Here is a 21,750-nt window from a genome sequence, read left to right as displayed (position 1 = left end):
CAAGGGCTTTCCTACGATTATTGTTATTCAGAATCGGTATAAATTCCATGCTATTCATCATCTCCCATTGGGTAAAGTAAATAAAAATACTATTTTTATCGGCCAAAAAAAGTAAAGACTAATTATGCCGACTGATGCTTCTCATAAGCTGATTCCGATGACCACTTTCGTGCTGGAGTATTATTCTCACGAAGGGTATGCCGATCTTCAGATTTTGAATCTGATGAATAATTATGCCAATTTCTTAAAGAAGCGCTTGACTCTTGGAATGTTTGTTCCCGTAGACCGTAAAGGGAATATTCTGAAAGAACCTAAAAATTATACGGAATGGAAATCCCTGGGGCATAATGACGGGAAAAGAACGGATGTTGCCGGATTTGAAGAATATGCAGAATATCAGAAGGCAGAACAGAACTGTATGTTTGAGGGCTTTAAGGTAGATTATAACGGATATTCAAAGGTGAGAATCATCGCTGCATATGATCCTTCCATTGAATTATCTTTTAATAAAAATGATCTGATCCCTACAGGATATAATGATGTGGAATCACTTACAGTTTTTGATGATATTTTTTTAACATCCAGTGCATTAAAAGCGATCGGAATAAAAAGGTAAAACTTTGAGATATATAAAATAAAACGTTTATCAGCCTGATAAACGTTTTATTTTTTGATATATTACCGTACACATTCTTCCGAATGGCAGTGATAACCTGAAGGACACAACCCGTTAATGCAGGGACCTGCAGCATCAGGATAACATCTTTCATCTGCCCGGCAATGGGAATGGGGCGGGCATAGAGAAAGCAGGTTCCCAAGGCAAACGCCTACGGGAAGAGGAAGATTAAGCTCAATACCGATCTCCCCGATAATGTTTTTCAATGTTTTTCTGTTTAATTTTTTCATGGTTTTGTTTTAGGTGTTATTGATTCATTATATGTTCAAGTTCTGTGATAAAATCTTTCTGCGCTGTATTGATGCGCTGCTGCGCTTCTTCTGAAGGGAACCATTGCCATTGATCTACTTCCGGAATTTCCATTATATTACCGGATTTGGGAGGCCATTCCAATGGAAAACTATTGCTGTAAAGACCTGAAGTGTCAAGATCGCTTTCTAAGGCCCAGGCATAAACGGTTTTTCCTCCTTTCTGCCTAATGGGTGACAGTTCGATAAACTTTCCGTCTAGGGTTTTACCCGTTTCTTCTTCAAATTCTGTCAGGGCGCGTTCCAATGGATTTTCATCAGCAAGAATTTCACCTTTGGGAATAGACCATGCTCCAAGGTCTTTATTTTTCCAGAAAGGACCACCGGGATGTACCAAAAAATAATACAGACTGTTTTTTTCTTTTTTAAAAAGCAAAATACCGGCACTTGTTTTCATGGACGTAAGGATTTGATTATTAAAGATATGAAAAATATATAACCGGATGGTCAATAGGATATACTTTTCTTTTTAAACCCAGAGGGTGACATTTGTTTGTATGTTTTGAATATTTTATTGAAGTGGCTTGCATCATTGAAGCCCAGTTTGTCGGCAATTTCACTGATATTATAACGGCTTTGAAGCAAGAGCTTTTCAGCAGTTTTTATTTTATGCTGCATAACGTGCTGCTGTATGGAAAAACCTGTCTGTTTTTTGATATAAATACTGATATAATTGGGTGAAAGCATAAATTCTTCAGCCAGGTTCTCAATTTTCATTTTATCAGCATCCAGAACGTTGACATTGATATAGTACAGTATCTTTTCAATTCTGCTCAGATTTTGGGTCATCCATTCTTTGGCAGTACTGGTATGTATTGTATTTCGGATCAGAATTGTAATAACGGATGAAAAAAGATCAGCCGTGATCTCTTTATTGTACATGTTTTTATGGTTGAATTCATATAGAAGAATCCGGGCCAGCCGTAACAGGTGTACTCTATCTGTTTTATTTTTAATCACGGATTCATATACAAAAGAATGGTTTTCCATCAGAAGCTGAACCATTTTTTTAAGCTCATTATTTTGGTGGGACAAATGGTTCTGCCAGATATACTGTTCGGTAAATTTTATATAAATGAAACGTGTTTTACCTGTAATGGTGAATTCATGGGCATCACTTGGCCTCAAAAGGAAAACATCTCCTTTTTTGTAGGGAAAAGTTACGTTGTTGAGGTGATGAAATCCTTTGCCATGCTCTATAATAATCAGCTCATAAAAGTTATGGTTATGATATTCAACATCCCATATTTCCTTTTCAATACTGAAAACATTAAAAGAATTAAAATTAACAATTCGCTTCATAAAAAATGGATTTTTACAAATTTACCATTAATTTTTACAATACAGACTGAGTCATTATTGATGAATTTTGCCTTATCAATACATTCAAAATGAAATATATAAAACAATCAGTATTGTTGCTTGCTTCAACAATCGTTTTAATGTCCTTTTCCGACCATCATGATAAGGATAAAAGAGAGAAAAAGGAGCTGTCTCAGGCACAGGTTCCAACCAAAAAATACTGGCCGAACGGGGCTCAGCTGGTTATTTCCGTTTCTATGCAGTTTGAAACAGGCGGACAGCCTGAAGGTGCTGAAAGTCCGTTCAGCGGTACTCCCCTGCCCAAAGGACAACCTGATCTTCCCGCAGAAAGCTGGTACCGGTATGGCGGGAATGAAGGAATTTACAGGATGCTGGATTTATGGAAAAAGTATGATATCAAAGTAACTTCTCATGTGGTGGGAACTGCTGCTGAAAAGTATCCTGATGTGGCTAAAGCTATTGCAAAAGGAGGTCATGAAATTGCCGCTCACGGCATTGCCTGGGATAATCAATGGAATAAAAGTTATGCTGATGAGCTGAATTTTGTAAAACAGGGTGTAGATGTAGTGGAAAAGATTACCGGGCAGAAAGCGGTAGGTTATAACTGTAATTGGCTGAGAAGAGGCCCGAATACCCTTAAGGTATTGCAGGAACTGGGTTTTTTATATCATATAGACGACCTGAGCCATGATGAGCCTTTTATTACAAAAGTAAAAGGGAAAAATTTTGTGGTCATTCCTTATACGTTACGGAACAATGATATCGTTACTATAGAAGGAAAGCATTGGAGCCCGGATCAGTTTCTGGCACAGCTGAAGTTTGAATTTGACCGCCTGTATGAAGAAGGAGCTTCTAAAAGAAGGATGATGAGCATCAGTTTTCATGACAGAATTGGCGGGACGCCGGCAATGGTACATGCCATGGAGGAATTCATCAGATATACCAGAGAAAAGCAGGGTGTCGTCTTTATGAGAAAAGATGATATAGCAAAAATGGTGATAAATGATCCGGATACTCCGGTTGATAACAGTGAAGAAAAGTTTAATAAGTAAGGAAGCTGGAGGCTGGAGGAAGGAAGTTATTGAAGGCCTTAAAAACAAGTTACAGCATAATTGATAAACACAATAAAGTGAATCATAGCAGATTTATACCTTCCGGCATCCGGCTTCTATCAAAAAAATATAAGTAAGGAAGCTGGAGGCTGGAGGAAGGAAGTTATTGAAGGCCTTAAAAACAAATTACAGCATAATTGATAAACACAATAAAGTGAATCATAGCAGATTTATACCTTCCGGCATCCGGCTTCCCGCTTCCATCCAAAACTACCTTTATGAATAATACAAAAACAGCCTATTTTTTCCTTCGTGTGTCGATGGGAATCAATTTTTTAGGACACGGATTGGTCCGACTGGTAAAATTACAGGATTTTGCATCAGGAATGATGAAAGGTTTTGAAACAAGCTGGCTTCCACAGCCGTTGGTTCACCTTTTTGGCGTTACGCTCCCTTTTCTCGAATTTACAATTGGTGTGCTGCTAATTATTGGATTTAAAACCCGTATTGCTGCCATGGCCGGAGCCTCCCTGATTATCCTGCTCCTTTTCGGAAGCAGTACTGTTGAAAACTGGGAAGCAATGGGGATTCAGATGATCTATGCAGGTCTGTTCTATATTCTGATCAGCAGAATTGAGGATAATTACCTGGCTTTGGATCGAAAATAAGATCAGTAAGGCTGAGAGCGTAAAGAATTATACCTGATTATTATAAAGTTGTTTAAACTTTACCAAACCACAAAAGTCACAAAAGGCTTCATTTTAAAGCACCTAAGCTCATTTAAGTAAGTTTAAAATGATACCGCAGGAAAGTACACACTAAGTGTTGTATGAAAAATTGAAGTGTTTAAAACTTTTGTGCCTTTTGTGGTTAAAATAATGATCCATTGCTGTATTTTTACTTACTCAGCCTGATTATTTTCCTGCTTTATTACATTGTTCAGAGATTATGTTACAACTTCCATAGATTCAGCTACTCTGTTTTTATAATTATGCCCGAATTTTGTATCAGAAATAAAATCAACTGAAAGTATTCAATTGATTTTCAGTGAAACAGCTAACCCTCAAAATAAAAAACGATGCAAACTATATTAGGTGCCAATGGGCAGATTGGTGAAGAACTGGCAAGAGAACTGAAGAGAAATTATACTTCAGACATCCGCATTGTGAGCAGAAATGCCAAAAAAGTGAATGAAACTGATACTCTGTTTTCAGCAGATTTATCAGATAGAGAAAAAGCAATAGAAGCCGTGAAAGGAAGTGAAATTGCTTATTTTACCCTTGGGCTTCCTATGGATACAGATTTGTGGGAAAGACAGTTTTTGACCATCATGAAAAATGTTATTGAAGCCTGTAAAATCAACGGAACAAAACTGGTGTTTTTTGATAACACGTACATGTATCCTCAGAATAATGAGATTCTGACGGAACAAACCCGTTTTGCTCCTGTAGGAAGAAAAGGAATCGTAAGAAAGCAGATGGCAGATATGCTTTTGGAAGAAATGAAAGCCGGAACAATAGATGATGCTGTTATCTGCAGGGCCCCTGAGTTTTATGGCCCGGGAAAAACCCAAAGTATTACCAATACCCTTATCTTCAACGCCATTAAAGATGGTAAAAAACTAAAGGTTCCTTTGAGGGATGATAAGATAAGAAGCCTTATCTGGACCCCTGATGCCAGCCGTGCAACTGCTCTCATTGGAAATACACCGGATGCCTATGGCCAGACCTGGCACTTACCGGTGGATAGCCACAAGATGAACTACAAAGAATTCATTGCTCTGGTTTCTCAGGTCTACGGGAAAGAATTCAGGTATTCTGTGATTCCGAAGCTGGCTTTTAGTATAGGATCACTGTTCAGTAAAAATGCAAAAGAACTAAAAGAGCTGCTTCCAAGATATCAATATGATAATCTGTTTGATGACTCAAAATTCAGGAAAAGATTCCCGGAGTTTCAGGTAACGGCCTACAGACTGGGAATAGAACAAATAAAAAAAGAACAGCAAAAAGCAAAATAATCCTGTTAAAATAAGTACCTTAGAGACGCCATCACCGCAACCGAAGGGCAAAATATTCCCCTCCTTTGGAGGGGTGGCAAAAATTCCAAGAATTTTTGACGGGGTGGTAAAAAAGAAATAAAATGAAAGCTCCCGAAAAAGTAACCTCGATCACAGCATTGCATAAGTATCTGAACCTGAAAAGACCCTCACATCCTTTGATCAGTGTATTTGATTTTAATGAGGTGAATATTGATCCTGAAACGATCCTGAGTTCAGTAACCACCGATTTTTACGTAGTTTCCATTAAAAAAGACTGTGCGGGAAGATGCAAATACGGACAGCATTATTATGATTTTGAAGATGGGATCATGTATTTTATTGCTCCTCATCAGGTACTGCAGTTTGAAGATATACTGCTTGCTGAGGTAAGGGGAAATGTATTGGTTATTCATCCGGATTTTCTGCAGGGATATCCGCTGGCTTCCACAATAAAAGATTATGGCTACTTTTCATATACCACTAATGAAGCGTTGTACCTCTCGGAAAAAGAAGAAAAATCTGTGACGGATATTCTGGATAATATCAGCAGGGAAATTGAAGCCAATATGGATGGCTTTACCCAGGATTTACTGGTATCCAATATCGATTTGCTGTTGAAATACTGCGACAGATTCTACAACCGCCAGTTTTTAACCCGGAAAAAAGTGAACCATGATCTCTTGACCCAGCTTGAAAGTTTACTGGACGATTATTTTAAAAATGGAAAACTGCTGATCGACGGGATTCCTACGGTACAATTTGTGGCAGCTCAAATGAATATCAGCCCCAACTATCTGAGTGATATGTTAAGGGTTAATACGGGACAGACCACACAGCAGCATATTCAGAACAGAGTGATTGAAAAGGCTAAAGAGCTGCTTTCCACTACCAGTTTATCTGTTTCTGAAATTGCTTATAATTTAGGATTTGAACATGCTCAGTCCTTCCACCGTTTATTTAAAAATCAGACTGCTGTTTCACCGCTAGAATTCAGAAAATCTTTTAATTAACATTATCATGATGAAAAAAATATTGCTAGTCGTAACGAACGTAGATCAGTATGCCAGCGGTTATCTTAAAACAGGTTTATGGCTGAGTGAGCTTACCCATATTTACCATGCTGCAAAGGAGCTAGGTTGGCAGATGGCCATAGCTTCCCCTAAAGGCGGAAATACTCCTGTTGATCCGGAAAGCCTGAAACCTCTGGTCCTGGATGGGATTTCAAAAAAATATTATGAAAATCCTGAATTCATGGATGAACTGGCCCATACAAAGAGCCTTGATGCGGTAAAGAATGAATCTTTCGATTGCATTTATCTGGCCGGCGGACATGCAACGATGTATGATTTCCCTGATAATATAACTTTACAGACGATGCTCAGAGACCAATATGAAAATAGTAAAATGGTTGCAGCGATCTGCCATGGAGTCGGAGGATTATTGAATGTAAAACTTTCGGATGGTGAATACATGATTAAAGATAAGAATATCACAGGATTCGACTGGTTTGAAGAAACTTTGGCAAGAAGGAAAAATGAAGTCCCTTTTAATCTTGAAGCCGCCCTTAAAGAACGGGGGGTACATTATAAAAAAGCTTTTATTCCGATGACTTCCAATGTTGTGGTTGACGGTCATCTGATTACAGGACAAAATCCTTTCAGTTCCAAAGAAATGGCTAAAGTAGTAGTTCGTGAACTTGAAAAATAAAAACAGGCAATGATATGATAATAGCTTTGGCTATACATCCGTTCAAAAAGAATCAATTTATTCATTCCTGTCTTTGCTTCCTTGAAATGGTAAGTTAATAAATTAGATTCTTTACGTTTTAAAAAGCACTCAAAAGTAAAAAAACAAAGTTTTAATGGTTTCAGATTTTTACTGAAAATGAGTAATAATACTATCAATAAATCCTAATTATTGATTTTTCTCCCTATGATTCCTCGGATTAAAGTAAAACATTAAAATCTTCGCGTTATTTATGATGCTGTTCCCTATGATAAAAAGGATTTTATTATTGTCACCAGACTCATCATGATCACCACTATTCCCACTACCACAAACATTTTCTTTGTCGGAAGCTTTGATGTAAGCATTGCTGAAAACGGAGCTGTAAAAACACCACCCAGCAAGAGCCCTAACACAATATTCCAGTGATGGATACCAATGGTAAAGATGAAGGTCACTGCACTTGTTATAGTCAGTAAAAATTTGGCAACAGTAGAGCTTCCCACAACATAACGGGGAATCCTTCCCTCTTTGATCAGCGTTCCGGTTACCAACGGGCCCCATCCTCCTCCTGCAAAAGAATCTATAAAGCCGCCAGCCAATCCTAATATTCTGAGATTGGTTCTCCGTTTGGTTCTGATTAGCCCTGACTTTTTATCTCTGAATGCATTTTTTAAGATATTAATTCCAAGATACAGAGTGTAGCAGGCAATAATCGGTTTTACAATGTGAGCATAATGTTCGCCATAATGGGAAAGTGTTAAAGCACCGATGACAGAACCTACAATAGCCAGCGGAAACAGTACCCAAACCATTTTCTTATTGACATTTCCCAATTTATAATGACTGAAACTTCCGGCAGCAGTAGTAAAAGATTCCGCAGAATGAATGCTTGCACTCACAACAGGTGGCGGTACATTCAGCAGTAAAAGGATGGTAGTACAGATTACTCCATAGCCCATTCCCATAGATCCAGCAACAATTTCTGCCATGAAACCGGCAAACAGCATCCAGTAAAAAATATGGCCGTCTTTGTTCAGAAAATATTGGATATCATCTGAAAGATTAAATTGATAAACTACAAGTCCAAATAATCCGGAAAGAAGTAAAACACCTATGATGGCCAGATAGATATTGGCTTTTCTCTGGGCTGTTTTGGTAATGCTGATCAGTTTTTCAATTTCTTTGTCCGCCTTTGAATAAGTTTTTCCATCCGTCAGGTATTCTGTCGTGATTTTGTTGAGTTCTTTCACTTTATAGTTGAAGTCTCCGGTCAGCTGATTACGGATATGCTGCATATTGTCCAGTACATGATCCATTTCATCAGGGATAACCTCTGTGAAGGTTTCTCTTAATCTTTTAGCGATAGTCGGAGATTTCCCGTTGGTGGAAATAGCAATTTTAAGACTTCCTTTTTTGACAATGGAGCCTAAATAAAAATCACACAGATCAGGCTTATCGGCAATATTCACCAGCACACTTTTTTCCTGGGCTTTTTCTCTGATCTCCCCGGCCAGTTCTATATCATTTACCGCGATAATAGCAAGATCCGTATCATTAAAATCATGATCACTATATGCTCTTTCATGCAGGGTAATATTGGAAAACTGATTTTGTAAGATTCTGACTTCAGGGATAATTTCTTTCGCCACCAGCCTGATGGATGTATCCGGAGAGTTTCCCAGTACTGACTCTAATTTTTCAAGGGCAACCTTTCCGCCGCCAATGATCAGCAGTGAAAGGTTTTCAAGTTTTAAAAATACGGGATATAAAGAATTGCTCATCCTGATTACAGTTTTAAATCATAAGTAAAAGCGAGATAATACAGTCCTCCGATTTCGGGACCTGCTGCATACTGGAAGTAACGGCGGTTCAGCAGATTGGTAGCTCCAATCTTGATATTGGCATGAATTTCAGGCAGCTTCCATGTAGCCTGGGCGTCAATCGTATAATAGGCCGGAATTTCTCCGGATGCCAAAGGACTTTCCCACATAAAACCGCTCTGCCATCTTGCAACAAGCGTAAATCCGATGTTTTTGATAATCTCTCTGTTTCCTACACTTACATTCACCATCCATTTCGGAGTGTTGAAAGCCGTAACAAACAAGTCTGAAGTATTATTGGAAGCCAGATCATTATAAGAAACATTGGTATTAACATTATAATTTCCTGTAATATTATAACGGATTCCAAGAGATGTCCCATAGCTTTTGTAGGTACTGTTGCTGTTGGTATACACCCTGTAACGATCCTGCTTGCTTCTGTCGAGCATTGCAAGGACTGCTGCATTGCTTCCTACCTGGCTGTTTCTAGGCACCGCCACTTCTACCTGTCCAAGGAATCCTTCGTAGATATTATAATAGAAATCCCAGTCCAGCACCAGTTTATTATTGAAAAAAGCAGACTTATACCCTACTTCAAATGAATTGATTTTTTCCGGCTGTAACTTCTGCAGATTGGCTACTATTAAAAGCTGTTTGTTATCCTGAGCTGCCTGACTTTGGGTTTTTCCTGCATCTACGTCTGCATTTACCGCTGAAGTAAATTTATCGATGGAAGCCAATGTGTAGGAATTTTCCAGATAGCCTAATCCGTCATTTACTTTTGAAAGGCCTCCTACTCTTCTTACGTTTCCGTTGTTGACGAATGAAAGTGCTTCAAATAACGAAGGGAAACGATATCCGTTTTGAAAAGATGCCCTGAAATTATGCTGTTTTACCGGAGAATAAACCACACTTATCCTTGGATTAAGTTTGGCTTCAAATTCCGGATTTCTGTCGATCCGTAAAGCGGCATTGATTTTTAATTTATCATCAAAGAGAAGTTTGGTAATCTGTGCAAAAGCTCCATATTTCTGATAGATAACATCTTTTCCGAAGGTACCATCAGCTAAGGGAATATTCCTTTCATTGACAGGACGGTTGAAATCTACAAAATTGTTTCCATCAGGAGTAATGCTATATAAACGGTAGTCCACACCTGCGAGAAGGTTGAATATCTTCACAAATCTGCTGAAATCATAAGTAAGTTCACCCTGATAAAAGCGGGATTTCTGTTCAAGCTTGGCTCCTCCAGTTGCTGGTGCTCCTGCAATTCCAGCATTCGCTGAATCCCAGTTATTGATGCCTATGATGGTGTTCTTTAACTGCTCAAAAGCTGCAGTTCCCGGTACAGCCCTGTTTTTATCGGCGTCCCGGCGGGCAAGGAGGAAAGCATCATTAAGATTGGTTCCGGCATTCAGGCTGTTCTGAAGTGCGGTCTGGAATATATTTTTCCAGTTGGCATTGGAAAGATTGGTCAGATCAAGATTGTCTGCTAAAGGCTTCAGGTTATAGGAATCTCCGGTATTTTCTATGGATACATAGGCTCTGAATGTTAATTCTTTTCCTGTCAGTTCCACTTTATGATTCTGAACCGTGGCATTCTGCAGACGGATTTTGTTTCCTCTCTGAAAAGTTCCATCCAGCAAGCCGTAACGATATACATAGGATGCTTTCCACTGATCTCCGAAACGGTAATATAATCCTGCATCAAGCTTAATGTTCTTCACATCAGGACTCACAAGATCTTTTTCAAGATATCCTGTTCTGGAAACATTGAACGTGGTTGGTTTGCCGTTATAATCCACTTTTACGGCAACACGGTTGTTTCTTTCGTCACCGTATTTATTCCAGAGATCTTCAGCGGGATTATTGGGCAGTGAAAAATTTGGATTGGCGGTAACTAATGATCCCAGGTTCTGATCGGTCTGATTATTGGAAATCCAGTCTGTTCCGCTGAAATAGGAAGCGTTTACCTTTACGGCAAAGTTTTTATTGAATACTTTTGCAAACCGTATGGCGCTTTCACTCAGGGAGCTTATTTTGTGGCTCACATTATCTACATGGTTAACTCCGCCACGGAAATAAACGCTTATTCCTTCGGAGGTAAACGGATCTTTGGTCTGTAAGCTCGCGAGTCCGTTAATGGCATTCATTCCGTACAATGCTGAAGCGGCTCCGGGAGTTACTTCCATCGACTGAATATCCAGTTCTGTAGGCCCTATGGCATTTCCCAGCGGTACGCCCAAGGTTGCTGATTGTACATCAACGCCATCAACCAACTGCATGAAACGGAAGTTGTTCGGTGAATTGAAACCTCTTGAATTCGGAATTTTCAACGTAAGACTGGAAGTTAATAGCTGTAATCCTTTTACGTTTTCCAGGGTTTCATAAAACGAAGCAGCCGGACTTTCTCTGATGGTTTTAATATCTATTTTCTCAATAGCTATTGGTGATCTTAATATCTTTTCCGGAACTCTGGAGGCTGAAATCACCACATCATCAATGATGGTATTCTGAGGATTAAGGCCTACCGTTATTTTGTTGGAAGGTGAAAGTATTTCTACAGTCTGGCCGGTGAACCCATCTTTCTGAATAACCACCCGGAACGGAATGGTAACCCTTGTTCTGAGCTTAAAATTACCCGATTGATCGGTTAATGCAGTATCCTGTGTGTTTTCGATCTGTACTTTTACAGAATCGAGACCTTTATGCGTACCTGTATTTTTGATGCTACCGCTAAGCTCTATGAGTTGCTGCTGTGCTTCTGCCAGGTTAAAAAATAGAAATGTAAATGCAATAATGCCTGCTTTTGGTAGAAAATTTCCCTGCTTTTTGTTTTTCATTTTTTCTTCATTTTTTAGGTTGAGAATGAAGCTGTCTGAATTTTTACCTTTAATGATGAAAATCTTCAATATGGTTTCATATTACAATTGAAGGGCTTAGAATTCCCCTCCTCCGGAGGGGTGGCAAAAATTCTTTAATTTTTGACGGGGTGGTTTAAGCCGTTAATAGAATTCTGAGATTGCTTCACCTTTGGTTGCAATGAAAGAATGTGTATTAACTTTTCCTCGTGGTTCAAAAAGTTGAAACAGCTTTATATGTATTGTTACTAGAGCATCAACAACACATACACATTCGTCTGCCTAAATGAAGAGGTTGATTTTTTTTATTTTTTTTCAGATCATCATGAAAATTAGCCATATAATTAATTTAGGTTAAGTAAGTAACGGTATGAAAAATCACCAAATGTTTCTTCTGCCAGTCTTTTCTGCACATAAATCCCGAAAAGCTCATCCAGCGTGGTCAGAATTTCTTCTTCACCAATGTTTTCTTTAAATTTTGTATTCAGCCGCATTCCCAGGCGGTCTCCTCCGATGTGGAGATTATATTTCCCGTAGGCTGTTCCCACAAATCCTATTTCAGCATTGGGAGATCTTCCGCAGCCGTTGGGACAGCCGGTCATACGGATCGTGATATCTTCTTCCAGCAGACCATATTTTTCAAGAATAGGTTCTATTCTCGTGACCAGAGAAGGCAGATAACGCTGGGCTTCAGCCAGTGCCAGTGAACAGGTGTTTAAAGCTACACACGCAACAGAGTTTTTGCGTAAAGCACTTGCTCCATCGGTATGTTCTGAAATTCTGTGTTCTTTTAAAATAGCTTCAATTTCAGCTTTATCTTTTTCATCAATATCAGCAAGAATAAGATTCTGGTTGCAGGTAAAACGGAAATTGGCTTTTCCTGTCTGCGCAATTTTTAATAACCCCGATTTTAAAGAATATTCTGCTGTATTAAGGATTCTTCCGTGCTCTACAAATACGGTATAGAACCATTTACCTTCATGATTCTGTATCCAGCCGTAGCGGTCTTTTCTTTGTGTAAATGTAAATTCACGGGCCGGCTCAAAATTGAATCCGGTTCTCTTTTCCACTTCAGCTCTGTACTGGTCGATGCCCAATTTATCAATCGTATATTTTAATCTTGATAATTTCCGGTCGCTCCTGTTTCCGAAGTCTCTTTGTACCGTGATGATTTCGTACACGGCTTTTAATACTTTTTCTTCCGTATCTAAAAATCCAAGAATGGAGGCGAGACGGGCATAAGTAGCTTCATTTCCGTGAGTGGCACCTAATCCCCCTCCGGCAGCAATATTATAACCCACAATTTTATCGTTTTCGGTAATGGCGATTAAAGCGATATCATTGATGAATACATCCACATCATTATTGGGCGGAACGGCAATTCCTATTTTCAGTTTTCTCGGAAGATATCTGTCCTGATACAAAGGATCTTCTTCTGCTTTACGATCTACAAGAAGTTCATCATCAATCCAGATATCATAGTAAGCTTTGGTTTTCGGAAGACACATTTCACTGATTTTTCCTGCCAGTTCATACGCTTCCTGCTGTAAAGGAGATTCCGAAGGATTGGCTGTACAGGTTACATTTCTGTTCACGTCCCCACAGGCCGCAATAGAATCCAGATGCTGCAGGTTGAAGCTCTGAATGGTGGGTCTTAAATGAGATTTCAAAATCCCATGCAGCTGAATCGTTTGTCTTGTGGTTACTTTAATGGTTCCTGTGGAATGGTCTTCAGCCGTTTCATTCAGGCCTACCCATTGTTCAGGAGTTAAAAAACCACCGGGAAGTCTTAATCTGATCATATAGGAATACAGCCATTCCAGCTTTTTGGAAACACGCTCTTCCCTTCTGTCTCTGTCGTCCTGCTGGTACATTCCGTGGAACTTGATCAGCGTCTGGTCATCTTCCCTTATGGCTCCGGTGAAGTTGTCTGCAAGGCTTTCCTTTAAAGTTCCCCTGAGTCCGTTACTACCGGTTTTAATCCTTTCTACCGGTGAAAGATTTTCTTTATCGTTGTTCATAACTGTTACCTTTGATTTTTTGAGTACTTCTTTTAATACACATCTTTAGCATATCTGCCGCTTAATTCCATTTCTTCCAAATAGTTTACAGCGTCTTCTTTGCTGCGTTTTCCTTCATTCTGAATAATGTTCAGGAGTGTTTGTTCTACGTCCCTGGCCATGGGCTCTTTGGCGCCGCATACGTATACTGACGCGCCTCCTTCCAGCCAGTAAAATACTTCCTGAGATTTTTGTTCTAATCTGTGCTGAACATATACTTTCTCAGCGGTATCTCTGGAAAAAGCAAGATCCAGATGGGTCAGACCGCCTGTCTTAAGGAAGTCCTGAAGTTCAGCCTGATAAAGAAAATCTGATACAAAGTTTCTGTCTCCGAAAAACAGCCAGTTTCTTCCCTCTGCACCTGTTGCATCACGTTCCCAAAGAAAAGACCTGAATGGTGCAATACCTGTTCCCGGCCCTATCATGATGATATCCTGATCAGCTTCCGGCAGTTTAAAGTGTCCTGCATCCTGGATGTAAAATTCCAGCTCTTCTCCTTCTTTAAATTCACTTAGAAATCCACTGCATAATCCATTATGCTTCTGATGATCAATAAAGAATTCTGATTTTGCCACGGTAATATGAATTTCGGTATCACCGTGAGCCTCCGGAGAAGAAGAAATGGAATAGAGACGAGGTGCCTGAGCGGTTAATATCTGTAAGATTTCTTTAAATTCATCTGCATTTTTTACAGGATAAATCCTAAGAAGGTCAAGAAGGCTCAATCTGACTTCCGGAATGGAATGTCCCGTTATTTTTGCATACTGGGCAACAACTGATTTCAGTAAATAGCTGATGTTAAGATGCTTGCATAGTAGTTCTTCAACAGGAGCTGTAACCTTCGGTGTTTCTATCTGCTTTTGAGGATCAATCCCGGTCAGCGTAATAATTTCATTGACTATTTCTTTAGCATTGAAAGGGATTACTCCCAACGCCGCACCTGGCTGATAACTAAGCGCTTCTTCTGTTTCAATTTCAATATGATAGGTTTCTTTTTCAGACGTAATATCGTTCAGATTGATGATGGCGGAAACTTTTCCCTTATATTTTTTTCTTCCGGAAGAGACTTTTGGTTTTGAAACACTTTTTGTACTCTGACCAGCATTTTTATTAACCGCTTCAAAGACATGTTCTATCCAGTGGGAAGCTTCCTGTTCATAATCTATATCACACTTTTTCAATGGAATAATGCGCTGAGCACCCAATATTTCAAAACGGGTATCTATATCTTCTCCGGTTTGGCAAAACAGCGGATAACTGCTGTCTCCCAATGCCAGCACTCCATATTTAAGTCCGCTGAGATCAATTTCATTTTCATAAATATAATCATAGAATTTTTTGGCAAGTGCTGGTGGTTCGCCTTCTCCCTGGGTACTGATGACTATAAAAAAGAATTCTTCTTTCACAAGATCTTTAGGCTTGTATTGGGAAAGGTCTGCAAGTTTTACCTGAAGCCCTTTTTTCTTTACGATACCTGCCAGAGCAGTAGCCAGTTTTTTACTGTTTCCGGTTTCTGTACCGTAAGCCAGTGTTATTTTCTTTACAGCATTCTGTGCGATATCATTTGTTTGCTGTGGCGGCAGAACGGCTGTAAGTGAAGTTCCTCCGGCAATACCTGCAAGATATCCGCTTGCCCATATGGCTTCATCTCTGGAAAAGTCTATGGAGATTTGTTTTAGTACATTTAATTTAGTTTCAGACAGCATATTCAAAGAAATTTTGAGTGGTAGGGATCAGACTTCCGTTTTCTACCGATTTAAAATAAAGACCTTCCTGTTCCGTATTTTCAAGCCACGAAAATTCTTCATGGAGATTCACAATTTTACCCACAATCACCAATGAAGGCGAAGCAAAATTTTTGTCTCCGAATTTTTCATCAAAATCATCAAATGATGACGTGTATACCTTTTGGAAAGGGGTTGTAGCCTGTTCAATGACTGCAATTTTTTTATCACCTGAAACCTGAAGTTCTTTCAGTTTTTCCACAAGAGGGGTAAGGTTTCCTTTAGACATATAGAAAACAAGGGTATCATTGGTGCAAGCAAGTTCTTTCCAATACTCTTCCGTTACAATTTCTGATTTATAATACGTCAGAAAACGAACGGAGGTAGAATAACCTCTTGCCGTTAAAGGCATTCCTGCAAAGGATGCTGCTCCTAAAGCCGCTGTAATTCCCGGGATGATCTCGTAAGGAATATGATTTTGCTTTAAAGCCTGCAGCTCATCAAGAATATTGGAGAATATGGAAACATCTCCTCCTTTCAGTCTTACAATGGTTTTATTCTGACGGGCATATTCCACCATTAAAATATTGATATGAGATTGTGGTGTAGAAGCATTTTTGCTGCATTCTTTACCTACATAGATAATTTCTGTGTCTTTATTAACGTAGGTTTCCAGAATCTCGGGACTTACAAGACGGTCACATAAAATGATATCTGCTTCTGCAATCGCTTTTACTGCTTTTACCGTGATCAGTTCAGGGTTGCCGGGCCCTGCACCGATAAGGTAAACCTTTGGTGATTTTATATTTGTTTTCATTGAAGTAGGTGTTAATTAAGGATTTAGAAGAGTCCCTCTACCGACAGGTATCTTTCTCCGGTATCGTAATTAATCGTCAGGATTTTAGTGTTAGGGGGTATTTCCGGTAAATGTTTGGCGATGGCGGCTAAAGCGGCTCCTGTGGAAACTCCGACAAAAAGACCTTCTTTTTTAGCAGCTTTAAGAGCATATTCATACGCTTCTTCTTTGCCTACTGTAATCACTCCATCTAAAAGGGTAATATCCAGGATAGAAGGAACAAACCCGGCTCCTAATCCCTGCAATGGATGCGGTGCAGGATTTCCTCCACTCAATACAGGGGATAATTCCGGTTCTACGGCGAAAACTTTTACGTTTGGATATTTTTCTTTAACCACTTTTGCTATTCCGGTAATGTGTCCTCCGGTTCCTACTCCGGTAATGATGTAATCCAGACCGTCCGGGAAATCTTTTAAAATTTCCTGAGCCGTAGTTTCCACATGTATTTTTACATTGGCTGGATTATCAAACTGTCTTGGAATCCATGAGTTGGGAGTTTCTTCCGCAAGCTCATTGGCTTTTTCAATGGCGCCTTTCATTCCCTTTTCTCTTGGGGTAAGTACGAATTCTGCTCCGTAAGCTTCCATAATCTTGCGGCGTTCTATACTCATGCTTTCCGGCATGACAAGGATAAGTTTGTATCCTTTTACGGCGGCTGCCAAAGCGAGGCCTATTCCTGTGTTTCCGCTTGTAGGTTCTATAATGACACTGTCTTTATTTAATAATCCTTTGGCTTCTGCATCTTCAATCATCGCCAGTCCGATTCTGTCTTTAATGCTTCCGCCGGGATTGCTTTTTTCAAGCTTGATCCAGATTTCATGATCTGGACTGAAGAGTTTGTTGATTTTCACGACGGGTGTATTTCCAATCGTTTCTAATGCATTCTGAAATTTCATATCAATGTACTTTTTATTTTTGTTTTTTTAAATCACAAAGGTTAATGATTCCGGTAATGAAGTATTATCCTTTATTTTTATTTCACTTTTGTGGTAGACCAGAGAGTTGGCAGGGACATCCTGTGTTACCCATACATTTCCGCCGATAATGCTCTCTCTGCCTATGGTAGTTTCGCCTCCAAGAATGGTTGCCCCTGAATAGATAATGACATTATCTTCAATATTGGGATGCCTTTTCTGATGGGCTTTTTCTTTGGAAACATTCAATGCTCCGAGGGTTACTCCCTGATAGATTTTGACATTATTCCCGATAACCGTTGTTTCTCCGATCACAATTCCTGTTCCATGATCAATGAAAAAGGATTTTCCGATAGTGGCTCCCGGATGAATGTCAATTCCTGTTTTGCTGTGGGCATATTCTGAAATGACACGTGGTAATATTTTCACTTTCTGAGTCCAAAGCTGGTGCGAAATACGGTAGACATACGTGGCAAAAAAGCCGGGATATGCCAGGTATACTTCTTCCAGAGAGTCAGCGGCAGGATCAAATTCCAGAATAGATTTTGCATCCAGAACCAGCTGGTCATAAAGTCCCGGTAAAGCTTCAAAAAACTGAGTGACCTGTTTTTCTGTAAGGCCTTTGTCTCCTGTTACTGTATGGATAAGGTCTGAAAGTGTCGCCTGGAGTGCTTCGAAATTTTTTTTCAGCTGATCTTCAGTATTGTCATGCTTAGGCAGGAAGAGTGTTTCGTACAAATCCTTGACCCATTTTTTGGTTTTTATCTTATCAAAGAATCCATGAATACTATTTTGTTTGGTCTGATGAATTCTTTGAATCAAGTGATCGGAAATTGCCATTTTTCTATTGAATTATACAGGCTGCTACCGTTGAATTGGACGTTTCATCCACCAGAATGGCAGAGCCCGTTGTTTTATTATTGGTAAAGCTGTCATAGACCAAAGGCTGTGCCGTTCGGAGGGTAACTTTCACAATTTCATTCAGTTTAATTTCACCATCGGCCTGTTCCCGGATGAGCGTATTAACATTGATCTTGTAATCTACCTCTTTCACCACTGCTTTCACCAGTCTGCTGTTCTGCTGCAGAAGATATTTATTTCCTGGCTGCAAAGGTTTCTGATCAAGCCAGCATAATAAAATTTCAAGATCTTTTTCAACAGCAGGAACATCTTCTTCTGTGGCAAAAATATCACCCCTGCTGACGTCCAGATCATGAGCAAGATGAATCACGGCGGGTTGCCCTTCATATGCTTCTTCTTTTTCAACGCCATTGATCTCAATTTTAGTGATTGCTGTCGTCAGATCTGCAGGAAGAATATGGACTTTGTCTCCTTTAGTGAATTTTCCGCTTACTATTTTTCCGGCATATCCTCTGTAGTCATGCAGCTCTTCAGTCTGAGGGCGGATCACATATTGCACCTGAAAACGGTTTCCGCTATTTTTTTCTTCATTGATTGTTACTTCTTCAAGATATTCCAGAAGGCAGCTTCCCTTGTACCAATCTGTTCTGGAAGATTTTGAAACGATATTATCTCCTTTTAATGCAGAGATCGGAAAATAACTTACGTCATTCAGTCCCAGATTTTCTGCAATTTTTGCATATTCTGATTTAATGTTTTCAAAAACTTCTTCGGAATAATCCACCATATCCATTTTGTTGATAGCTACAGCAACTTTTTTCAACTGTAATAAAGAAGCGATGATGGAATGTCTTCTGGTCTGTTCAATCACACCTTTTCTTGCGTCGATAAGAATAACCATAAGGTCAGAGTTTGATGCTCCGGTGATCATGTTACGGGTATATTGTACATGGCCAGGTGCATCAGCAATGATAAATTTCCTTTTTGCGGTTGAAAAATAACGGTAGGCAACATCAATTGTGATTCCCTGTTCTCTTTCTGCACGCAGACCATCTGTTAAAAGAGCAAGGTCTACCCCATCTTCATTTTTGTTTTTGGAATGTTTTTCAAGGACTTCCAACTGGTCCTGCAAAATGCTTTTGCTATCGTAAAGCAGTCTGCCGATAAGGGTACTTTTACCGTCATCCACGCTTCCTGCTGTTATAAATCTTAATATATCCATCCGATTTTAATTATAAATAATGAGTAATGGGCAATGAGTAATGTTCTGTCGTTAAGAAATAAAAGCTGTCTGTTCTATTATTTATTACTCATTGCTAGAAATAGCCTCCTTTTTTTCTGTCTTCCATAGCGGCTTCTGTCACCCTGTCATCAATTCTGGTTTCGCCACGTTCTGAAATTCTGGTGGCTATGATTTCTTCGATAACGGCATCTATTGTAACAGCGTCAGATTCTACTGCAGCGGTACAGGTCATATCTCCTACGGTCCGGTAACGGATTTTCTTTGTAGTAATGATATCTTCCGGATCCGGTACAACATGTAAAGAATTGGCCAGCCATTGTCCGTTGAAGTCGATTACTTCCCTTTCATGCGAGAAATAAATGGAAGGAAGCGCAATTTTCTCTCTTCGGATATAATTCCAGATGTCCAGCTCTGTCCAGTTGCTGATTGGAAAAACCCTTACATTTTCTCCTTTGTGGATTTTACCGTTGAAAATATTCCAAAGCTCAGGACGCTGAAGTTTAGGATCCCACTGCCCGAATTCATCACGAACGGAGAATATTCTTTCTTTTGCTCTTGCCTTTTCCTCATCTCTTCTGGCTCCCCCGATACAGGCATCAAACTCAAACTCTTCAATGGTATCAAGAAGTGTATAGGTTTGCAGCCAGTTTCTGCTTGGGAATTTCCCTTTAGCCTCAGTCAGCTTTTTACTTTTTATGGTGTCTTCCACTTTTCTGACTACAAGATTGACATCTAACTGCTGTACCAGCTGATCACGGAAATCCAGAACTTCCGGAAAGTTGTGCCCGGTATCAACATGAACAAATGTAAACGGAATTTTCCCATGAAAGAACGCTTTTCTCGCCAGATGCGCCAGTACAATACTGTCTTTTCCTCCACTGAATAACAACGCCGGACGTTCAAATTGGCCTGCGACTTCTCTTAATATATAAATAGATTCGGCTTCTAACTGATCCAAATAGTTTAACTGATGTATTGACATTTTTTTCTTTTTTTATTGATGAATATGCAGACCGCATTCTTTTTTATTGGCATCTTCCCACCACCATCGGCCTGCCCTGAAATCTTCTCCTTCTTTAATTGCTCTGGTACACGGTTCACATCCTATGCTAACAAATCCTTTCTTGTGAAGATGATTGTAAGGTAAGTGATGATCTTTTACATAGGCTGTCACCTGTTCTGTCGTCCAGTGAAGGATGGGATGGTATTTTATGATCCTATTATCCGGATCCCATTCCAGCTGCGGCATATTCTGTCTGTTGGGAGAATGCTCAGCTCTTAGTCCTGTAATCCATACCTTATACCCCTCCAATGCTTTTTTTAGAGGATGTACTTTGCGGATGGTACAGCACGCTTTTCTTTTTTCTACAGATTGGTAGAACGAATCAGGGCCGTTTTCTGTGACAAATGCTCTGAGCTCTTCCGTGTCCGGATAATAGGCTTTGATATTCTTTTTAAAGAAAGCTTTCGTAGACGTCCAGGTTTCATAGGTCTGTTCAAAAAGCCTTCCTGTATCCAGGGTGAATATTTCAATATTTAAATCTTTTATCAGATGAGTGATAACCTGATCCTCGTAACTGAAGCTGGTGGAAAAGATTACCTTATCCGGGAATTTTTCAGCCAGCATTTGCAGTCCATTAGTTTGAAAAGAAGCTTCATTAGCCTCTTTTACAAGATTTTCAAATTCATTTTCCAGACTGTTTTCCATTTTGAATTGAGATTTAAGTCTTGCAAATATATATAAAATTCTATAACTCCTATCAAAATAGTAGAATTTAAATAAAAAAAATTTTATTCTTTATTGATGAACTTGGTTAAGGTAGCTTCCATCATGCTTTTTCTGGTCTTTTCACGCACGATCATCAGTTCTTTTCTAAGGTAACAGACTGCTTCATCGACACAATCATCGCATGCTTCGTAAAAGTTCAAAGAAACACAAGGTGTAAGAGCAATAGGACCATCAAAAATACGGTAAATATCTGCTAATGAGACCTCATCGGGAGATTTCAGAAGATAATACCCACCTACTTTACCCTGTTTGCTGTTGACCAGTTTGACCCTTTTAAGTTCAAGAAGGATTTGTTCCAGAAATTTCTTGGGGATGTTTTCGTCTTGTGCAATAACAGAGGTTGGCAGAAAGCCCTGGTTATAATTCCTTGCTAATCTGACCATTGCTTTAAGCGCATATTTGCAACGTTTTGACATCATAATTTCTGCAAGTTATGATAAATTATTGTATAAATGAAATGTTTTTATGGCTGAAGACCTTGTATTTTAGCCACAAAA

The 21,750-nt window shown here is 39.4% G+C and carries 20 protein-coding genes; 6 read left to right on the top strand and 14 right to left on the bottom strand.

Translation table 11 applies throughout. From position 1 onward, the window contains the following. Positions 1-124 precede the first annotated feature (124 nt). Complete coding sequence (locus ACR1PO_RS18395; protein ID WP_332386724.1) at positions 125-616, top strand: hypothetical protein; 492 nt, start codon at positions 125-127, stop codon at positions 614-616. A 62-nt stretch (positions 617-678) separates the two neighbouring features. On the opposite strand, the gene ACR1PO_RS18390 is transcribed toward ACR1PO_RS18395, so the two are convergent. From ACR1PO_RS18390 to ACR1PO_RS18380, 3 genes are read right to left on the bottom strand one after another with little or no spacing between them, the layout of a single operon-like run. Then, the gene (locus tag ACR1PO_RS18390) at positions 679-906 is read right to left on the bottom strand and encodes a hypothetical protein (RefSeq protein WP_433987712.1); all 228 of its coding nucleotides are present in this window, start codon (positions 904-906) and stop codon (positions 679-681) included. 16 nt (positions 907-922) lie between these two features. Next, entirely contained in the window at positions 923-1,381 is a 459-nt protein-coding gene (locus ACR1PO_RS18385) for an NUDIX hydrolase (RefSeq protein WP_433987711.1), read from the bottom strand. A 50-nt stretch (positions 1,382-1,431) separates the two neighbouring features. Continuing rightward, positions 1,432-2,286, bottom strand: coding sequence for an AraC family transcriptional regulator (locus ACR1PO_RS18380; protein WP_433987710.1), 855 nt, complete (start codon positions 2,284-2,286; stop codon positions 1,432-1,434). Positions 2,287-2,375: 89 nt separating this feature from the next. Between ACR1PO_RS18380 and ACR1PO_RS18375 the strand changes: the two genes are divergently transcribed. The 5 genes from ACR1PO_RS18375 (at position 2,376) to ACR1PO_RS18355 (ending at position 7,104) form a co-directional block, all read left to right on the top strand. Next, positions 2,376-3,359, top strand: a complete 984-nt coding sequence (locus tag ACR1PO_RS18375) for a polysaccharide deacetylase family protein (protein WP_433987709.1) — start codon at positions 2,376-2,378, stop codon at positions 3,357-3,359. A gap of 278 nt (positions 3,360-3,637) precedes the next feature. Then, positions 3,638-4,027 carry a DoxX family protein gene (locus ACR1PO_RS18370; RefSeq protein WP_433987708.1) on the top strand — a complete coding sequence of 130 codons (390 nt, stop codon included), beginning with the start codon at positions 3,638-3,640 and terminating at the stop codon, positions 4,025-4,027. Between the two features lie 410 nt (positions 4,028-4,437). Further along, the gene (locus tag ACR1PO_RS18365) at positions 4,438-5,376 is read left to right on the top strand and encodes an NAD-dependent epimerase/dehydratase family protein (RefSeq protein WP_433987707.1); all 939 of its coding nucleotides are present in this window, start codon (positions 4,438-4,440) and stop codon (positions 5,374-5,376) included. A 122-nt stretch (positions 5,377-5,498) separates the two neighbouring features. Continuing rightward, a complete protein-coding gene (locus tag ACR1PO_RS18360; RefSeq protein ID WP_433987706.1) occupies positions 5,499-6,407 on the top strand; it encodes a helix-turn-helix domain-containing protein in 909 nt (302 codons plus the stop codon). A 7-nt stretch (positions 6,408-6,414) separates the two neighbouring features. Then, on the top strand, positions 6,415-7,104 hold the full coding sequence (locus tag ACR1PO_RS18355) for a type 1 glutamine amidotransferase domain-containing protein (RefSeq protein WP_433987705.1): 690 nt from the start codon (positions 6,415-6,417) through the stop codon (positions 7,102-7,104). 284 nt (positions 7,105-7,388) lie between these two features. Here ACR1PO_RS18355 and ACR1PO_RS18350 read toward each other — a convergent pair whose 3' ends face one another. The 11 genes from ACR1PO_RS18350 to ACR1PO_RS18300 form a co-directional block, all read right to left on the bottom strand. Further along, positions 7,389-8,906, bottom strand: a complete 1,518-nt coding sequence (locus ACR1PO_RS18350; protein WP_433987704.1) for a TSUP family transporter — start codon at positions 8,904-8,906, stop codon at positions 7,389-7,391. Positions 8,907-8,911: 5 nt separating this feature from the next. Then, positions 8,912-11,788: a TonB-dependent receptor gene (locus tag ACR1PO_RS18345; RefSeq protein ID WP_433987703.1), complete on the bottom strand. Its 2,877-nt coding sequence runs from the start codon at positions 11,786-11,788 to the stop codon at positions 8,912-8,914. 362 nt (positions 11,789-12,150) lie between these two features. Continuing rightward, positions 12,151-13,827, bottom strand: coding sequence for an NADPH-dependent assimilatory sulfite reductase hemoprotein subunit (locus ACR1PO_RS18340; RefSeq protein WP_433987702.1), 1,677 nt, complete (start codon positions 13,825-13,827; stop codon positions 12,151-12,153). A 32-nt stretch (positions 13,828-13,859) separates the two neighbouring features. Further along, on the bottom strand, positions 13,860-15,572 hold the full coding sequence (locus ACR1PO_RS18335; RefSeq protein WP_433987701.1) for a diflavin oxidoreductase: 1,713 nt from the start codon (positions 15,570-15,572) through the stop codon (positions 13,860-13,862). Next, positions 15,562-16,407, bottom strand: a complete 846-nt coding sequence (cobA, locus tag ACR1PO_RS18330) for a uroporphyrinogen-III C-methyltransferase (RefSeq protein WP_433987700.1) — start codon at positions 16,405-16,407, stop codon at positions 15,562-15,564. The genes ACR1PO_RS18335 and cobA overlap by 11 nt, the downstream gene beginning before the upstream one ends. Before the next feature lie 23 nt (positions 16,408-16,430). Continuing rightward, positions 16,431-17,342: a cysteine synthase A gene (cysK, locus tag ACR1PO_RS18325; RefSeq protein ID WP_433987699.1), complete on the bottom strand. Its 912-nt coding sequence runs from the start codon at positions 17,340-17,342 to the stop codon at positions 16,431-16,433. 27 nt (positions 17,343-17,369) lie between these two features. After that, positions 17,370-18,200, bottom strand: coding sequence for a serine O-acetyltransferase EpsC (gene epsC, locus ACR1PO_RS18320; protein ID WP_433987698.1), 831 nt, complete (start codon positions 18,198-18,200; stop codon positions 17,370-17,372). A gap of 4 nt (positions 18,201-18,204) precedes the next feature. Next, positions 18,205-19,443: a sulfate adenylyltransferase subunit 1 gene (locus tag ACR1PO_RS18315; protein WP_433987697.1), complete on the bottom strand. Its 1,239-nt coding sequence runs from the start codon at positions 19,441-19,443 to the stop codon at positions 18,205-18,207. Positions 19,444-19,537: 94 nt separating this feature from the next. Next, positions 19,538-20,446, bottom strand: a complete 909-nt coding sequence (gene cysD / locus ACR1PO_RS18310; RefSeq protein ID WP_433987696.1) for a sulfate adenylyltransferase subunit CysD — start codon at positions 20,444-20,446, stop codon at positions 19,538-19,540. Positions 20,447-20,458: 12 nt separating this feature from the next. Beyond that, positions 20,459-21,172 carry a phosphoadenylyl-sulfate reductase gene (locus ACR1PO_RS18305; RefSeq protein ID WP_433987695.1) on the bottom strand — a complete coding sequence of 238 codons (714 nt, stop codon included), beginning with the start codon at positions 21,170-21,172 and terminating at the stop codon, positions 20,459-20,461. An 83-nt stretch (positions 21,173-21,255) separates the two neighbouring features. Beyond that, positions 21,256-21,672, bottom strand: a complete 417-nt coding sequence (locus ACR1PO_RS18300; protein ID WP_142723040.1) for an RrF2 family transcriptional regulator — start codon at positions 21,670-21,672, stop codon at positions 21,256-21,258. Positions 21,673-21,750: the final 78 nt, after the last annotated feature.

The organism is Chryseobacterium amylolyticum (assembly GCF_051011775.1).
In the GTDB taxonomy this organism is placed as follows: domain Bacteria; phylum Bacteroidota; class Bacteroidia; order Flavobacteriales; family Weeksellaceae; genus Chryseobacterium.
This window is presented reverse-complemented; position numbering and strand designations above follow the sequence as displayed.

Excerpts from the sequence above, each read along its gene's own strand:
- ACR1PO_RS18395 (WP_332386724.1), top strand. The coding sequence starts at position 125 with ATGCCGACTGATGCTTCTCATAAGCTGATTCCGATGACCACTTTCGTG.
- ACR1PO_RS18390 (WP_433987712.1), bottom strand. The coding sequence starts at position 906 with ATGAAAAAATTAAACAGAAAAACATTGAAAAACATTATCGGGGAGATC.
- ACR1PO_RS18385 (WP_433987711.1), bottom strand. The coding sequence starts at position 1,381 with ATGAAAACAAGTGCCGGTATTTTGCTTTTTAAAAAAGAAAAAAACAGT.
- ACR1PO_RS18380 (WP_433987710.1), bottom strand. The coding sequence starts at position 2,286 with ATGAAGCGAATTGTTAATTTTAATTCTTTTAATGTTTTCAGTATTGAA.
- ACR1PO_RS18375 (WP_433987709.1), top strand. The coding sequence starts at position 2,376 with ATGAAATATATAAAACAATCAGTATTGTTGCTTGCTTCAACAATCGTT.
- ACR1PO_RS18370 (WP_433987708.1), top strand. The coding sequence starts at position 3,638 with ATGAATAATACAAAAACAGCCTATTTTTTCCTTCGTGTGTCGATGGGA.
- ACR1PO_RS18365 (WP_433987707.1), top strand. The coding sequence starts at position 4,438 with ATGCAAACTATATTAGGTGCCAATGGGCAGATTGGTGAAGAACTGGCA.
- ACR1PO_RS18360 (WP_433987706.1), top strand. The coding sequence starts at position 5,499 with ATGAAAGCTCCCGAAAAAGTAACCTCGATCACAGCATTGCATAAGTAT.
- ACR1PO_RS18355 (WP_433987705.1), top strand. The coding sequence starts at position 6,415 with ATGATGAAAAAAATATTGCTAGTCGTAACGAACGTAGATCAGTATGCC.
- ACR1PO_RS18350 (WP_433987704.1), bottom strand. The coding sequence starts at position 8,906 with ATGAGCAATTCTTTATATCCCGTATTTTTAAAACTTGAAAACCTTTCA.
- ACR1PO_RS18345 (WP_433987703.1), bottom strand. The coding sequence starts at position 11,788 with ATGAAAAACAAAAAGCAGGGAAATTTTCTACCAAAAGCAGGCATTATT.
- ACR1PO_RS18340 (WP_433987702.1), bottom strand. The coding sequence starts at position 13,827 with ATGAACAACGATAAAGAAAATCTTTCACCGGTAGAAAGGATTAAAACC.
- ACR1PO_RS18335 (WP_433987701.1), bottom strand. The coding sequence starts at position 15,572 with ATGCTGTCTGAAACTAAATTAAATGTACTAAAACAAATCTCCATAGAC.
- cobA (WP_433987700.1), bottom strand. The coding sequence starts at position 16,407 with ATGAAAACAAATATAAAATCACCAAAGGTTTACCTTATCGGTGCAGGG.
- cysK (WP_433987699.1), bottom strand. The coding sequence starts at position 17,342 with ATGAAATTTCAGAATGCATTAGAAACGATTGGAAATACACCCGTCGTG.
- epsC (WP_433987698.1), bottom strand. The coding sequence starts at position 18,200 with ATGGCAATTTCCGATCACTTGATTCAAAGAATTCATCAGACCAAACAA.
- ACR1PO_RS18315 (WP_433987697.1), bottom strand. The coding sequence starts at position 19,443 with ATGGATATATTAAGATTTATAACAGCAGGAAGCGTGGATGACGGTAAA.
- cysD (WP_433987696.1), bottom strand. The coding sequence starts at position 20,446 with ATGTCAATACATCAGTTAAACTATTTGGATCAGTTAGAAGCCGAATCT.
- ACR1PO_RS18305 (WP_433987695.1), bottom strand. The coding sequence starts at position 21,172 with ATGGAAAACAGTCTGGAAAATGAATTTGAAAATCTTGTAAAAGAGGCT.
- ACR1PO_RS18300 (WP_142723040.1), bottom strand. The coding sequence starts at position 21,672 with ATGATGTCAAAACGTTGCAAATATGCGCTTAAAGCAATGGTCAGATTA.